This window comes from Candidatus Omnitrophota bacterium, from assembly GCA_026387175.1.
Classification (GTDB): Bacteria; Omnitrophota; Gorgyraeia; order 2-01-FULL-45-10; family 2-01-FULL-45-10; genus CAIMPC01.
In genome coordinates this window covers 146,940-164,601 of record JAPLME010000012.1, presented here as the reverse complement: position 1 = coordinate 164,601, position 17,662 = coordinate 146,940, and the positions used below count along the sequence as shown (strand labels likewise).

General features: G+C 41.1%; 3 protein-coding genes and 1 riboswitch. All 3 genes read right to left on the bottom strand.

All coding sequences use genetic code 11. The features are described 5' to 3' along the window. Positions 1 to 105: 105 nt before the first annotated feature. The 3 genes from NTY76_07875 to NTY76_07865 all read right to left on the bottom strand — a co-directional run bounded on the left by NTY76_07875 (position 106) and on the right by NTY76_07865 (position 17,513). Complete coding sequence (locus NTY76_07875) at positions 106 to 3,963, bottom strand: HEAT repeat domain-containing protein (protein ID MCX5679001.1); 3,858 nt, start codon at positions 3,961 to 3,963, stop codon at positions 106 to 108. A 15-nt stretch (positions 3,964 to 3,978) separates the two neighbouring features. Beyond that, positions 3,979 to 6,102, bottom strand: coding sequence for a hypothetical protein (locus NTY76_07870; protein MCX5679000.1), 2,124 nt, complete (start codon positions 6,100 to 6,102; stop codon positions 3,979 to 3,981). A 209-nt stretch (positions 6,103 to 6,311) separates the two neighbouring features. Then, on the bottom strand, positions 6,312 to 17,513 hold the full coding sequence (locus NTY76_07865) for a UTP--glucose-1-phosphate uridylyltransferase (protein MCX5678999.1): 11,202 nt from the start codon (positions 17,511 to 17,513) through the stop codon (positions 6,312 to 6,314). Positions 17,514 to 17,576: 63 nt separating this feature from the next. Continuing rightward, positions 17,577 to 17,656, bottom strand: a riboswitch (cyclic di-GMP riboswitch). Between the last annotated feature and the right edge of the window lie 6 nt (positions 17,657 to 17,662).

Genomic DNA, 17,662 nt, shown 5'->3' with positions numbered 1-17,662 from the left:
GATTTTGTATTCAATTTTTAACTGGCTTTCTAATAGACTATGCATAATAATATCATATGTAGACACACAAGTCAATAGCTCTATACTAACTTTTTTATATCTTAATTAGGCTGCCATTAATGCAGTCTTTTCAGCTGCATAAGTGTTCTTAAGCGCCTCATAATCTTTTGCCTCTGCTCTTGGCATGAATATAACAATTCTCATCTTCCTGTCATAAGAATCGATTATTGGCGTATACATAGGTTCTTTCCCCGACGCAAGTTCAAGCGTCATATAAAGCAGTTGCGTCAGTTTCACATAGAGCTGATTGCTGGTGCTTTCGCCATATTCGGAGTAAAACTTAATGAGATCTTTAGGGTCAATACCGGCTAAGAACGGCCTGTCGTTATCGTCAACGTTCCTTAATTTAGCGAAGTTCTCGGAGTTTATAGTGTCGCTGGAGGCCATGACTACTACGTTATGCAGATTGGTGCGCGTCTTCCCTGCCTTATCCAGCAATGTGTCGGCCAGCTCTTTGCCGCTCCCGCGGATGATCTCTACGTTATCGAGTCTCATGGACTTTAACGCATCACCTATAGAGTCTATCTCTTTCATAAGCGCGAATATTGCCTGTTTTTGACAACTGTCCTTTATGTTCATGCCGGGTATCCAGTCTGTCTCAAGGCCTATTATAAGCTTCTGATCCTCTCTTTTTGCTCTTCTGGCTAGAACGATCAGTGACCCGACCGTGCTATCTGCTTCGAATTGGGTGAGATTTTTCTTCAGTGATTCGACGGCGGATTTAATTTCCGGCGCAATGCCTTCCTTATCCAAACTTTCAATAGCCCACTCAACCTTCTGTATTATTCCGGCCGTAGTCATTCTTTGATCGAGATTACCGATACTGGGACGGCCTTCCAAGGCCATTCTTGTGTTGGCCAAATTAATAAGGTTATTCCCGGCCTTAATAAACTGCGCCATTCTACTGTTCAGAGAGGATTCTACTATTTCGAATAGCTGGGCGGCATTAGAAACCTGCATCAGTTCCGGCTTATACCAGGTTGCCGCTTCCAGCGATCGATCATTGCCATAGAAAACAACGCCTGCTAACGCATCGGCTCCATATCCAAATTCTATATCGCGAGGGCGCGGTATAATAATGATCTTTTCATATCTCATTACCAAATTATACGGCTGATTAGCGCCTTGTAACTCCTCTAAATATGCCCCTGCTTCTTGGGCGCAATTTTTTCCTGTAAATGTTTTTGTGTTAAATTTCTCTGTCCCTCTATAAATCGGGAATCCTTCTTTAAAAATCGGAAAATCATAAAAGAATAAATGATAATGTAAGCTATTTATGCCCGCTCCGGCCAATAAGCTATTATGCAGAAGCGTGGCCTTTTCATCTCCCATTTGCGCCAAAAACTGCTGCATATCGGCCATGTCTTTCGGCGTCGCCAGCTGTTGGCGCGCCTGCTTCGGGGCGATGATCATATGATATTTCAATATCGGCATGTAATCCATACCGATATACCAATCATCATTCTCCAATTTAATTTCGTCTATTAAATGCCGCGGTTTTACATCTTCATATAGTTTTGTGAAATTAAATTCTGCTGCATCGAAAGAACATACTACAGCATCTTCTCTATGCCACCGATTATCACCGCTAACTTTCATATTATGTGTATTCGATTCAAAATATTCTATTCCGTTAATTTCTTTTTTAGTGGCAGTTATTTCGTCAAGCTGGCCTATGTTAACTTTTATCCCTATCTCGTCCGCGCTCTTCATTTTTTCAGACCATTTGGATTTTAGTTCGGCTGCACCCAACTTTTGCTCTGTCCCTTTCGCAGTAGGAACTACCGGCGCGTTCATATTTATAATCAATTTCGCCAACGAACCATTGCTGAGAACATGGGAGATATATTGGCCTTTTATAGCCATGTTATTATTAAGGCATTCGACAATATAGTTTATCTCTTCCCGGTTTAGAACTTCATAATATCTATCGCCTTCATCTTTCGCGTATCTAACCATCTTTAGATAATCGCGCATGAATGAAAGACGGATATCGTCTGCTTCAATAATTAAGTCTGCGGCAAGAGCGCGAATGCCGCTATCACTATCTCCTAATGCTTTTACAAAGGCGGGTATAACTTCAGGCGTTACAGGACCGATCTCGCCAAGGATGTACAGTGCAAGCCAACGGGTACCGCGATTTTTAGACCCTAATACATTTTTTATAAGATCGGGGACAGCCATCCTGTCCATTTTAATTAACGCATTTATATGCGCGTTACTAATTTTGGTGAATCTCGCCCAGAACAAATGCCAGCTGACAGGAAAATCTGACCGCCACACAGAGATGGATAGCACAAGCGTCGTGCCTATCATCGCGGCGTCTATCACATTATCTTTGGTTATCGCGAAGATGAAATCTTTTACTACAGAGAATGTCGAGTTTAATGCTGCAATGCCGAATATGGCGGCGAATGGATTGATAGATTTAAACGTTATGCTTTTTGATTTTTTCGGATTGAAAAAATATTCGTTTATTTTAAATATCTCTTTAATAACTTCTTTGATCTGCCTATTGTTCATCCATAAATATCTTTTGGCTAAATATATTCCAACTTCGCTTGCAATCCAATCCCTGTTTGCATGCTTTATGGCATATAAAGGATCTGAATAAATTTGGTAAAACCAAGCCTCCAACGCAACTCCTCTTGGGCCCACTTTTGAATATGCTCTTTTATTTATTTCGGAAAAGTAGGCGTTTTTTGCATTTGGATCGTCTCTGCCCGCATATCCTTGTGTTTTTAAACTACTATCTATGCTTTCACTCTCATTTACAGACACAGCTCTCTGATATAAATCTACCGACATTATCTGCCTAATCAAATCGTTATGATTATCCCAAAGCCATATAAATCTCATCTGTCTTATTATGGATGCGTTGATAAATAGTGCGGAATTCCACATATCCGGCATTTCTCCGCTTTTGGTCCCAATAGAAAATAGCGCCTGGCCTGGATTATCAACAACATAAACTTTCGAAAATTCCGTCCGCATGGATACCAATGTGCCAATTTCATTTATTATAGCTTGCGCCTTTGCCAACATAAGCCGTTTCTTAGCAAAATGGTAAACGGTTATGAGGACCGCTATTCCTGTGACTAGTCGAAACATGTTGCTGGAAGAAAAGAGGTTTGTGCTGTCACCTGATGCGGCAAGCGCAGTCTGTGTAAATAGCAGAATAATGGCTAATGTAAACGTCGTAATTGCCCTTATACTGAATACCCTCGTCAGAATACCTTTGGACTTTTCTGCTTCAGTAGTCGGAGCCTCGACCCGCGCTATAGGCCCGCTTATAGTCGGTTGAACAGGCGCTTCCGTTTTAACTTCTGGTGCGGGCCGTAATGCAGGCTCTTTATAATCGGCAGGCAGGTCCTTAATAACGTACTTATCCGACACAACCCACTGATATCCGGCTAACTTATCGATAAACGGATTGTTCTTTAACGCAATCTCGATTATCCCATTCTTCCCGTCTTTATTATATGGAATTAATACGACAGCGCTCTGGGGGGTATCTACCGATAATGATGGATCGAGTTTTACCAGTCTGCCATCATACATAATCGTCACGCTTACTCGCGACAGGTCTACATACTTAGCGGCGTCTCCCAGTTCCTCGCCTAATACTCTGGCAAGATGACGAAGTTTGATGCCGTCTTCCAATAGAAACTTACCTATACTGCAAACTGTACCTAAAAGATTGCCGTCCGCAAGCATCGACCTTTGAAATGCTTCAGCATGTGTAGTAATAGGCTGCGTTTGAAATACCGATGGGGTAGCAAGTGTGGAATTCTGCGCTGTGTGTTCAGCGGGATAAGCATATGATATGTCGAGTGAGATAAACGTAATGACTAGAGCAAAACATATTATTTTAAAAAATCTGTGGTTCTTTATTGTATTCATAATCGGATCCTTTCTTTACGCTGCCCAGAGAACTTCAACAGATTGCCTCATAACTTTGTATGCTGCTACTGGTAAGGCCTTCAATATCGTCTTAACCAGTCTAGCCGCATTTGTAACTATATCCTGTATATAATTTTCCACTGCTACGCCTTCAGGCATGTAGTCTTCCAATAGATGCGCAAGCATCCGATAGGTGGGACTGCCCTTATCTTGAAAATCTTCGGGCGTAATTATTCTTGCTATAAGGAGAATGCTTAAAATATCAGCCTGATAATTATCAACCTCTTCTACTGACATCGTACTTAAATCCTCCATCTTTGCAAAATTCATGAATCTAAGCTGCCCCATGCTTGCTTTTAAACTTTGCAACAATGCCATGTCGCCTTCTGAAATACCGGCGGTCATTATTATTGACTTAGCGGGATACTCCACCATGCCTTGCAAGGCTTCGATATTCTGGTATACCCTAAGCTTGCCTCCTATAGATTCCACAACGCCCCTATATTTAGCTATCGTGTCACCCAGGAATTGAGATTTAGGAATAAATACTTCTATGCCCGCTTCTTTTATTCGCGATGCTATAAGACGGATGTCTTCGTTTGCCGGTTTTGCATACTTTTCCCTAGGCTTCCCTACTAAACCTAACACCACTGAACCAGCCATTGCCAGCCCTTGAGACGACGTCTCCGGAGCCGATGTGCCCCCCTGCCTCTTTTCGATTCTTTCGATAGCCTTTTTTACGATTTTAACGCGGCTAGGGTTCCATTCGTTATTCTTCATGTGTACCATGAGCGGCTCGATTGCCCGCTTATCTCCTAACCTTCCTAAAGCAATTACTATGTTATGATTTGCGGAAATCGTATCCACCCAGTATACGTTTGATAACCGTTTTAGAGCTTGAATTAAAGGCTCTACGGCTCTTCCATCGCCTATAACACCTAACGCTTCGGCGGCAAATTTAGCACGGTTGAAGCATTCATAGCTGCAAAGCGGACCGCGGTGAGTCTCTAAGGTTTTTTTGGGATCCCTTGTATTATCATTTAGAACTTCTATAAGCGCCGGGACGGCCGGTTTACCTACTCTAACTAAACCGTCAAATACGGACTTATTGTGCTTGTAATCGCTGGCCCCACAACCGCTATCTGCCAATTGTTTTAAGGTTTGAATTAACGGCTCTACCACTTCTGCATCACCCGTCATACCTAATGCTTTTGCTACATATTCACGGCGCTTGAAATCTGATTTTTTCACTACCTTTTCATTTAGTGCTTTTATGAGTTTCGGAACGGCTGGCTTACCTATTTCGCCAAAAGCATTAGCCGCGATTTCGGGGACAGTGCAGTCGAATGTTTCCTTATCTTCCTGAAGCCCCGAGTCGTCCTCAAAATAATCGCCAAATCTCTTATTGTGCCGATATTCACCTAATGCACTTACCAATCTTTCTATTATTTTTTCGCGCGCTATTTTGACCAGATTATCCTGGTAAGTAGCGGGAGCAGCGTATTCGTATTTATGCCATTCATTTATAGCGTTCATTACTTCTGATAGCGCATCTTTATTTGATTCTCCATGGAAGTAAGAATAGGCGCCTATCATCAGGGCGCCTGCAATAACTATAGATATGCCTCCCCTAAACATGCTTTTCTTTTTAGTGCCCTTCGCCGCATAATCATTTCGCAGCGCTTCGGCAAGCACTTTTTCAGGCACGACCGAGACATCATAACCTTTCTCATTTCTCTTGTTTGAGATAAAACAGTAATATGTTATGCCGCTTGCTGTTTGTGCCTTAACCAGATAGCTGCCTGATTCAGCATAAAGCTTTTGATCGTTAGGCTTACATGCTTGGGCCTCATCAAAATACATGGTGCCTGATATTTTTCGGGTAAAAATAGTTTTTTCAGCAAATTGTCGCTTTCCTAGTGCATTTAAAGAAGATAGGTCAAGTGATGCCAGGTCTTTTAAAGCCATGCGCATACCGATCTGTATTTGCGCGGCTTCTTTGAATCCCTGGTCCTTAAAGTTAGAAAAACTGCTTGGCACGGCCAGCTTAAATGCATTGATCTCAAAGGCATAAGAAACATTATTTAAGCCGAAACATATGATAATTAGAATCGCAACTATCTTCTTTAATCTTTCCATCGGAAGTCTCTTTGTTTCAAGAATAGCTTTTTAAATCTTTAAATAAAAAAGCCAGGCTATTTGCTGGCTTTAAAATGAAGCTCATTATCTATTCGTTTTAACCTGAACCTGTGTCTTGTCATATTTTATTCTCTTAAAAGAATATGTTTAAGTTTACCATCAAGATACTGTTAGGTCAATATAAATGCTGCTACCTTTTTTCATCTTAACTATGCCGCTGCTAACGCCATCTTCTCAGCCGCATAGACGTTCTTTAACATTTCATAATCTCTAGGCTCTGCTTTTGGCAGGAATATAACAGTTCTCGTCTTCTTATCATATGACATGATTAAGGGAATCTGAGGCGGCTCCTTACCTGACGCAAGCTCCAATGTCATATAGAGCATCTGCATCAGTCGTATATAGAGCTGTTTACTGGTAGTCTCGCCAAATTCGTCGTAAAGTTTCATCAGTTCCGTAGGGTCTATACCGGCAAGGAATGGTCTATCATTCTCATTCGCATCCTTTAACGCCGTAAAGCTATTAGAATTTATAGTGTTTGTCGATGCCATCACAACGATGTTATGCAAACTGGTATGGGTTTTATCGGCTTCAGTCAGCAATGTATTTGCTAAATCATTCCCACTCCCGCGGATAACCTCTACATTATCCAAGCCCATAGATTTTAAGGTTTCGCCAATTCCATCTATTTCTTTCATTAGCGCGGCAATTGCATTTCTCTGCAGGCTGCCCTTCACATTCATTCCGGGTATCCAATCCGTCTCAAGGCCGATTATAAGTTTTTGGTTCTCTCTTTGAGCACGCCTTGCGAGAATTATCAAATCTCCGACCGCACTATCTGCTTCGAATTGGTTAAGATTATTTTCATTATTCAATGAGAATTCCACTGTTTTGGATACCGACAAGCGTTTCTTCGCAATTATTATTACTGCCGGCATTTCAGTGCGAGCTTTATTGGCGGATTCGACAAGCCTTTTACCGTTTCCATCTAGGATCTGTATGTCCGTGCCGTTAGATAGCATTATCATGTCCTTCACGCCGTTCTTAATTACAAAATCCTGGAGATCCGTTATGGTTATACCTTTATGCTTTTTGGAATCGCCTGTGCATGTTATGGTGACTATATCCCCTTTATCGTTTACACCTATCAGGTTGTGGGCATAAGGGTTTAGTTTAAGCCGTATTTTTATCATACTCGGTGTAAGTATGTAATCGGCCTCTTCTTTGTAGCCAAGCTCATCCATAGCCGTTTTTATCACGTCATTTGCATTAATCCCCAGGTCGACAAGCTCTGCCCTACTGAATTCGATGAATTCCGGTTCAGGTTTCAGAACTTTTTCGAACAATTCTTTATTCTTGTACATAGCGGCCATACCGAAGAATAGATCGCGGTCATTGCCTTCGGAATCTTTGTATTTAAAGTGTGGGTAAATAAATATCTGTTTTGGGTCCACTAATTTATCATAAAGACTGGCTATAGGCACAGCTTCTGAGCCTTTGACAAGTTGTTGGCCCGATACGGCATAGTTGATCTTATCTGTAATTGGCGAGGCCGTCCCGGACACGAATACTTCATTACCTCTGAATTCCAATTCCTTGACTGAATATTTTTTTCCTTCCCATTTATCCTTCCACGACACAAAGCAGGTGTAGGTTTTGCCTTTTGCATCCGGTTGTTCTATTTCCTTAATTGTATGATAGAGCTTACCTCCGGAGAATATTACAAATCCTTCGTTCGTCATGGCATTGCCATGCGGCAGTACGGCAATAATCTCTAATTCACTGTGAGCGGCCTTAAACTCTTTGATATATTCATTTATCGGTTTCCGCTTCGTCAATAAAAAGTCTGTACAAGGGCCTGTCTTGATTTTGCCATCGGGAGTTCTGTGTAGGAATTGCCTGTCCTTGCCGTCATAGGTGGCTGTGTCGCTATATTCCTGCTGAAATGCCACATGCGCCAGATATTCTCCGGTATCATATGATACAGCAATGGGGATGCCTATACCATGATCGGGGAGGTTTGAAAGGACATAATTTATAATATCGTCTCTTACGCTATTGATATCGGCATTGGTTTTAGCTTTTTCGAGGATTTTATAGAATTGCTGGTCATCTAAGTCATTATCTGCTTTGAGTGTTTCGAGGATCTTATTCTGGATATCTTGCGGGAATGTCAGGAAGAGTTCGACTTCCAGTGTAGTAACAGTTATCTCTTCCTCGATAGGTCCTGCTCTCGTAGGCATTGCCGCAAGCTTCGCATGTAATAATTCGTGGATGAATTCCATGAATAAAAGTTCGTTATACTTTAGTGCGTCTATATCTATAGTTATGACATTAGGATCTTCCGTAAAGTGCATTAACCGGTCGTTGTCCTGGACGATTCTTATGGTTTTGCCTTCTAATAGCTTTATTCTCGCGACATCGTCGCCAAGAAGCTCGGCGACTTTCGTTTCAATGTCCTTATTCGTGATTCTTTCCAATAGCGTTGACAGGGCCGCCTGCATCCCATTATCTATACCTTTGTAATCCTGCAATTCTCCATTAATGACTTTCGCGGTGGCTACGTCATATCGGCCTTCGGGAGTGCCGGCACGGATTGCGACCGGCGCTGCTACTGACGAAGTTGCAGAATTTATATTCGAGCCTATCCATCCAAAAGTAGAGATAGGTTTATAATTGTCCAGATTGTCGAGATAGCTTAGTTCCATTTGAGGGGAGGTAAATTCGTGCTCCGGTAAAGCGCCTTTCCCTCTTATATACGCGTCTAATTCGGTAATATGCCGCATGAATTCTCCAAATACCTTTTCATCCTTATAAATAGAATTAACAATATACCCCAATGTTATATGGACTTTAACAGCTCCTGTGTTTTCAATTCCGGTTTCATCCCTGATAGCATCCTGAATCTTAGTGACAATCGCTAAATCTTCCGCGGTCTTAGGCTCCATGCTTAAAAGAACGGCAAACGGCCCGCATGGTGGCATTGATATAGCGATATTGCACGGTTTAAAAACAGGCGCTCTATCCGCTTTAAAATCTTTTAATATTTTATCAACCTTCTTGGTTAATATTTCATATGTGGCTTGCTCGCAGGCATGATCCCCTGTCTCAAACCCACCTGCCCCAAGAAGCTCTTCGGTTCTTTTATCAATTTCGTGTTTCGTAGAATCATTAAATTGATTTTTATATTTCCTCTCCCAGTCAAGCATACAAGCAAGATCATAGAGTGTTATATGCTCTGATCCTGCGGCGACGGTGGCAACAAGAGGTTTTTCTTCCGCTGTATTCCAGTTATTCATTTTTTCAATTGCTTCTCGAAATAGTCCATATTTGTTGTCTCTAGGCCTGTAAATTAAAGTAACTCCTTCTAAAAATAACGGCTTGCCGGTTTCTGCATATTTTTCCCGGGCTTTTGCCAAAGCATTACCGGCCGATTCCCAATCACTGCTATCCTGCGGATACCGAATTTTTTCGATCGCCCCTACTTTTTGCTCTTCTCTATACTTTTCCAGTATAGCCCTCTTTAATATTTCTCTTTCATATCGGGATAATTTACCAGTAAGCAGCCTGCCGGACAGCGCGCGGGAATTTCCCGATAGATTCAATATCTTTTTAGTCACTTTCATGAAATCAGACGAAACAAGCAAGCTTGCGTTTCCTTCCAAAAAATTTGGAAAATTTATAGCCAATAATGCTCTTCTAAGTTCTCGCGGTTTCATGTATTCTGAACGCCTGGGTAATTCAATAATCGTTGTCTGAGGAATTTCAAGCTCAGGAAATGCCCTTCCAATTATTATTTTCCAGTAATTTGATACGGTCTTGGCAGCGGCCTCATAAGAATCAGGCCCTTCCATGCTCTTAAACGGAGCAAAACATTCTTCTCTGGGAAATAAAATATTAACTGATTTTTTTGCATACGGTAAAACATCGAACATAAAATTTTCATATTTGTCGATAAGGCCTTGCTGAATTTTACCGTCTTTATATATTTTAGATTTTTTGTTGCGGACCAGATGATATGGAGGCTGATCCATTTTCTCCATAAAACTGCGCGCGAGAATAAATATACCGCACGCGCCATAATCAAAACCCTTTTTATGCTTAAGCTCCTCGCCTCCGGGCTGATTGTATTCAACAAAAAAGTTATTCCCGTTTAAAGTATCCAGAACAGGAATGCCGAGGTTTTCCTCTTGATCTCTTTTGCGCACTGAGACGATCGTAAAATCCGAATTCTCTTTCAGATGTACCCCTAAAGCCCGTCTATTCATAACCGGCATCGCATTATCAATTTGACAGTATACAAACGTTTCTATGCCTCTTTGCTTAGCATCTTCTAGCGCGCTTATCTTTCCTCCATCCGTGCGTGCCTGTTTGTTCTGCATGGCCTTATATATGTTGCCATGTCCACCCGGCATCGTTAATATGTGCTCGGCATCCTTCATGGCTACTCGTTGCGTACCCGCCAAGAACGCCGGTACGCTTTCCGCCTGAACAAAAATAACATCTTCCTTCCTTAAACCAAAAAATTTATTTTCTCCGAAGTAACTCTGGGTGGCCTTACCGGTGTTTTCTGAAATCATAATATACCAGGGAATCGTCTTACCATAGTATTCCTCGGCAACTTTTATTTCTTCGGCGCGGGTTTCAAACAGCGTTTTATCTGAAACCGGCATAATCGGATGCATCCCCTTAGGATACCCAATCCCTGCCCTTGAAGCTTCGCCGCCGGCCACCGTAATCACACCTACATGACCTGCTCGTAACTCTTTATCGGCACGCCTTTCAGCTTCTCCTTCTTCTCCTGTCGTAACAATTATCGGCTTCTGAAACTCAATTAAACCGGTATTAATTCTTTCGGCAACTATAACATTTAATGAGGTTTTCCCTACTTCAATAGTTTTAATCTTTTGCGCATGCGCGCCAAGCCTATCATTGATCACTTGTTCGATACGTTGCGTAGGCTCACCGGAAGCTCTATAAAACGCGATAAAGAAGGCTAGTACATCTACGACATGCGGGATCTTTCCTTTTATGGCATATTTTGTCTTTATCTCCTGGATTACCGTTTCTTTATTTCTAATGGCTTCTTTTGCAAGGTTTCTAACTTCTATATCAACCGGCGAGATATCTTTTCCATTTTCCGATAACTCATACTCGCCTTCGGGATTTTTGCCATTTTTAACTTTTTTCATTATAGAAGCCCCTTTGAACGCTTCTACAAACGGCCAATAACTCAACTCGGCTCCTTTAGCGACAAATTCAACGGATGTTCGCATAGTAGACAGTACATCTTCTTTTGTAGCTGTCGGGTAAAATAATATGAGATTGATCAGAGGAACTATCCCGCTATTTAAAGTAATGTCGAGCCCCGTAATATTCTTACTGCTCTTAATATTTTTATTCATATCCAGTAAGACTTTGTCTGAAAAGCTCTCGATGCCATAATTTATCTGAATAAATCCGGCCTCCTGCATTTTTTCAAGCAATTCTTTATCGACCTTGTCCACCCTCCCAAGCGCAATAAACCGGAATCCATTTCCTCCGAACTCTTTCTTAATTAAACCGCATAATTCTTTAACCCGCTTTGGGTAGATCATAAAATCATCGTCGTTAAAGAATATGGTTCTGGTCTCCGGATGATATTTTTTTATATTCCTTAAAATTTCTATTATTTCCTGGGGAGCCAAAGAAAGAACCCGTTGCCTTTTCTCGCCGATCGAGTCATTAAGAAAATTCGTGGAAGAACAGAATGAACACCCCATGGGGCAATGGCTGCTGGTTATTAATCTAACCGTTTTTATAGCGTCTACGTCTATGATCGGCTTGACTTCCGCGGATCCGCAAACATATAATTCTTCCATAAAACTCCAATAGCCTTCATATGGTACGATCGTACTGTCAAAAAATAAGGACATAACTCTGTACTCATCCTTTGTTACCATAGATTGCGGAGGCGTTTCGATAACTTCGCCGGTCTTTAATTTTACGATAGCGCTTTTTATCTCTCTAGCCCCTTCTTTATCATAGAGATTTCCTTTGCCGTTTTGCATATATAAAATTAAAGTGTCAAGAAGAGAAGCTTCTCCAAATCCTTTATATATGGCATTAAAAGACGTATCGGGCGTCAGTAATTTTTCTGAATTATAAAAAGCACCCTCGCCTCCGGCTATAAAAATAGATTTAGCGGAAATCTTCTTTAATTCTCCTGCAAGCTCTAAGTCATTTTCCAATGTCGGCGCATATATGCTGAATCCTATAAAATCATATCCTCCGTTTGTGGTTTGTTTTTTTACAAAATCGCAAAGCTCTTCAGCGCCCTTCTCTTTGCCGCCATTAAGATTCGGGTCAAATATATCGACTTTTATCCCGAATAATCTTAAATAATTTGCCAACCTATAAATTCCGAGCGGCGGGGCAAGGAACGATCCTGCCTTTAATTCTTTTTTTTCAAAAGGGGCAACCAGTAATATAGTCGGGCTATTTGGCATATAGTCTAAATTGGAAACAACCGGTAAGGAATATCCTTCCTCGCCGTTACTTGATCTATTTAAGATATCTAACAATACGCGATTGGCGACAATCGCGAAACTTTTTCTATCTTCGGCGGAAAGTTTGCGTAAGTCATTTTTGCATGCAGCGGACAGATATTTTGACTCATCTATAAGACTCATGTTATCCATTAATAATTTTATGTAGTTATATCTGTATGTAGGGATAATGCCAAAAATACCATGATTGACAATCTCTTCATCCAAACTCCTAAAAACTTCTTCAATTTGATCAGGGTTAGGATATTCCATTACGCTCGGAGATATAAAACGAATTGATTTTTCTACCCATGGCTTACGTTCACTCGCTGCATTTATCAACTCTTTCATAAATTGCGCTATTTTTTGTTTACGATCCTTTCCTTGAATATCTTTTGTTTCATTCACGAACCTCTTTAATTGATCCGATACCTTCAGTATGCTTTCACTATTCGATCCGAGATCCCACGTTCCCACCTGTTTCATTTCGGCGCAGAAAAACATCGTAAATATATCTATGTCTCTTTCGGTCAGTTCATCAAGAAAAGACGATGTTGTTTCCTTTCCGTTAGCGTCTGTTATATTAGCCTCTATTCCTCCCTTATATGCCAGATGCCACATAACATGGTGATACTTCACATACCATGCGATCTTCTTTGCATACTCTTCGCTAAAACCAAACCCGGGAAGTATATCCAAAACAAGCTTTGCGCTTATTATATTATGAGTATCTGAATGTTTTTGATCCGATGACTTTTTATAATTAGGATTGTAAAAATCTTTGCCGAAATCGTGGAAAAATGCCATGGTGAAAGCATCTTCAGGATTCTTAAGATTCCTTAATGCTTCATTTTGACTCAAAGCCTCTAATACCCCCAGGGTATGAGCAGCGACCGTATCGTCATGCGGCCCCCATTGCTGCATTATCTTTAGCTCTTTCCAGCGCGGAATCGCTATCCCAAGCCACCCGTTAGCTTCCGCCTCTTTGATAGTCGGGTAGGAACTGAAAATCTTTTTAAATTCTTTCTCACCTGATAACTTAAGAAATACTTCGTCTTCAGGGGTTAATTTATCTGTTTTTCTGGCTTCGAAAATAATATCTAATAATTCTTTGTCTTTTTTTTCCAAGAGCGCTAAAAGCGCATTTAACGGCTCTTCATTGAGGCCTTTTTTCCTGATATCATCAAATGTTTCTTTAAATGCTTTAGATGTCCGGGCATTTATGGCCTCAAAGGCATCTGCTGTTATCAATATTGATAACAGCCGCTCCATCCGATCAGAATCTTTAATATTACCGATATTTTCCAAAAAGCTTTCATAGTCTTTATGCTCTCTGATCAATATCGCGACTTCTTCGGGTATTATGTAAAAATTGCTCAGAAATTCTACGGAATTTTCTCCATGCCTATAATCATCTTCGATCATGAGTTCGATTAAATACTTTTCTTCATCTGTCAGCGGTACGCCCTTTCTTTCCGTAATAAGCTTTTCCGCATAGACAATAAAGTCCGGAAGGGATAATAAAGTATTTGCCTTACCTGGATTCCTTTTAATGTTAGCACGGGTTTTTTCGAGATTAGTATCAACTTTCGCGTCATTTATATTTTTCCATACTGACGAAAGCATGTCTGTTCCGGCGTCGTGACCATATGCGGCGGCCATCAATATTTTCATGTCATCCGGCGAAAGCCCTATCTTCACACCTATTCTTGAAACTATTCCTCCCACGCGCTCCATATGATCTCTAGTACAAACTGCTTCTTCCTTTAATTTCTTATCGGTAAGGGAGGTGTAATGATCCAATATCTGCTCAGGGTTCACGGTGTCGTCAATGATCGAGACGTGCTCCTTGTGCAGGATATCTTTGACCTGATCCATTACTGGATTCCTATATTTGTCCGGCACATACTCCATAATCGTATTAAATACCTTTATAAACCCCCTCCCCATGCCGATCGCGCAAGAAGCCTTTGACATATTGGCCCATATTGAATGGCCATTATTCTGATAATGGTAAGCAAGCGAGAAGGCGTGAGTAAACAATTTTTTTATTTCGTCTGATGAGGCTTTGTCCTTAGGAAGGATTTCTTCTATCAAATGCCGTTTTTCCTTAGGCAGATAATCGGCAAGATTATTGAAAGGCGTCATCAGGCATTCGGGGCTTGTTGTGTATGGGATAACGTTATCAAAAACGACATAGCTACCGTCTTTATTTTGGATCACCTGAAATACGTGATCTGTGCTACGGTCGATGGCCGTTCCGCTCGGGTTAAAGAACAGTATTCCATTAGGCTTAAGACTCTTAAGAAGATTCTTTATTATTCTTTCCTGGTCGTCATTAAGATCGTACTTTTGATCATTGCCGTCTTCTCTTAGCAGGCGCTTGCCGTTAACTTCTATTCCTCGCCCTGTTTGTCCTTGATATTTAGGGCCCATATATCCTGCTACAAGGTTGCTCGCAATCACAAAATCATACTTTTCAGATGAGTTGTATGAATCTGATACGACATTATATTTGCCATCGGTACCATCCGCTAAGGCATCGAAACACGTAATCTTACAGTCAGCGCCGTATTTCTTTACCGTTATATCAGCCTTTCCATCAACAAACTGATATCTACCGGGCTCTATATCATCGGTATCGGTAATACGATACTTAGGATAAACAATATCAGTTATAACCGCATCAAATCTACCGGGATGCAGAAGCTCCAGAACGCTCAACAAGGTTGTAAAAACGGGAGGCCCGTCCTCTTTCGGAGCGCTACCGAAATCAATTATCTTTATAGGTGTGCTTGCGAGCACATTTCCGTTAAATTTGAATTCAGGGGATGGCGGAAGTCCGGCGCGATCGCGGGCAGTTAAAGGATACGCACTCAGCAGATATGCTATCTCAGGAATATCTTTGCTCAGTTTATTAAAACTCTCATCTACATCATAGAGGTTAACGTTACCACCTTTCAATATATTATGCATGGCTAATGCAAGCGGCGCGTATCTGCCGGACCATGTCGCCGAATGTCCGCCTCTATCGAGGGCTTCGAAGAGATCTTTTATAAACCCATCCATGCGATCGGGGTACTTATTCATCACCGATACGACATATTCCGCATTTTCTCTTGCGTCGCTCCCCGGCTTATACTCAACCCCAAAAAGAGTTGTCAACGTCAAATTAAATGTCGAATCCTTTATCGGTTTTTCAGTTTTTCTTGATTGTTCATACCACAACTTAATGCCTTCGCGGGTATATTGCTGCGTATTTTTTTTATCGATCATGCCTTTAATCAAACTAGCCAATGCCGGCACAAGAATGTTATGTAAATTATCCTCGGTATATTTATCGTTCGGGTCCTTCTTTGCTAATATTTCTGCAGAATCATGAATATGGTCCATTACGATTGTAACAAAGAGGTGAGGAATCGAATCCTCCTCATTTTTTCCAAGTTTTCCGCCATAACCCTCTTCCCACCCTTGTAAAAGATACTGCAGGTCTTCGGCAATGCCATATGATTTGGCGGTTCGGGGTCTTCCTCCATGACATAACGTAGCAAAAAAGTCCTCTATCCTATAACTATTGGGACGCGCGTTATCCCAATCAAAGATAGCGCGTATTTCGGTACCGCTTTCGTTAAAAATGATATTTGCCATATTCATATCGCTTGGTATGGTCTGGGGTTTGGAAATTTTATTAATATCATGCTCACTCCAATAATTTCTTATCTCTTTCATTGCTTCGCTTATGATATTCTTTTCTGTAGGATTAAGGTATGAGTCCAAATTATCGTACCAAGTCGCTTTAGGATCTAGCGTTCCATTCACTGAATATAAGAAACTATAATGTCCTGGGCCGAGCTTGAATCGGATGGGGAAATTTTCGGATACTTTATGAATTTTCCCAAGCGTTTTACCGATCGCTTTAAGCGTCTCCGGCGGACAATCCTCACGAAGGATAGATCTTCCTTCTACAAATTTATCTACGGTATAAAATTCATATCTCTTATTTTTGTCCCCGGGCGTGGTAACATCAAATGTTGTAAAATAATCTCGGGGATCATTTCCGTTTGAATCATTTTTAGTAACGCTGGGGATGGATATGCCTTGATGAATAAGATAATGCACATAATCCATAATAAAGGAGGCGTCTTCTTCGCCTCCTTTTTGATCCGCCCGCATTCTCTTCAGTTTTTTTATCAAAAATACGCCTTTTGCCGTTTTGATTCTGGGAATGGGGCTGCTTATTCTTCCGCCACCACCGTTTATGAAATCAATATTCAAAATCTCACCTAAATCAAACTCTTGCACTATTCGTTTTATCAGGGTGGATTGAAATAATCCTATATTCTGTTCGTCAATATTTTTTGGTGAATGGGGCTCTATTGTTCTATTCGATTGCTCCTTCTTCTCTGGAGCAATTTTTATTGTATATCTCTCAGATGCGGCCCATTCATCACCCGTTAAGTTTTTTACAGCAAGGCTATTTTTCAGAGCCAGCTGAACGATGCGCTTTCTGTTGTTTATCACGCACGGGATGAACGCAGCACCATCTTTAACAGTAACTTGAGACAAGTCTATATCCTCAATGGCCTTGCCAAGTTCCGCTGAGATAACCTGCCTTAAATACTTAATCGGGAGCTTATCTTCTAAAAGATATTTACCTATACTGCAAACAGCGCCCAATAACTTGCCTTGGGATAATACAGTCTGTTGTAATTGTGCAGCTTGCTCATTTATAGGCGTTTGTTGCAAAACAGAAGGAATAGCTAACGTGGAATCATTGGCATTATGTTCGGGAGGATATGCATATGATATATCAAGAGATAGAAATGTGCTTATTAAGATGAGAGATAGGGCTTTAAACAAGTTTGAGTTTTTTGCTCTACTCATACAAAGTCCTTTTTATTAGGCTGGTTTTTGAAGCTTTAAATAGATAGCCAAGCTACCTTTGTTCCAGGCAGCTTGGCTATCTAGGATATCTAGACCCAATCGCTTTGCGCCCCTATGTCACCATAGGTTTGCCTTTGGCTAGATTGTAT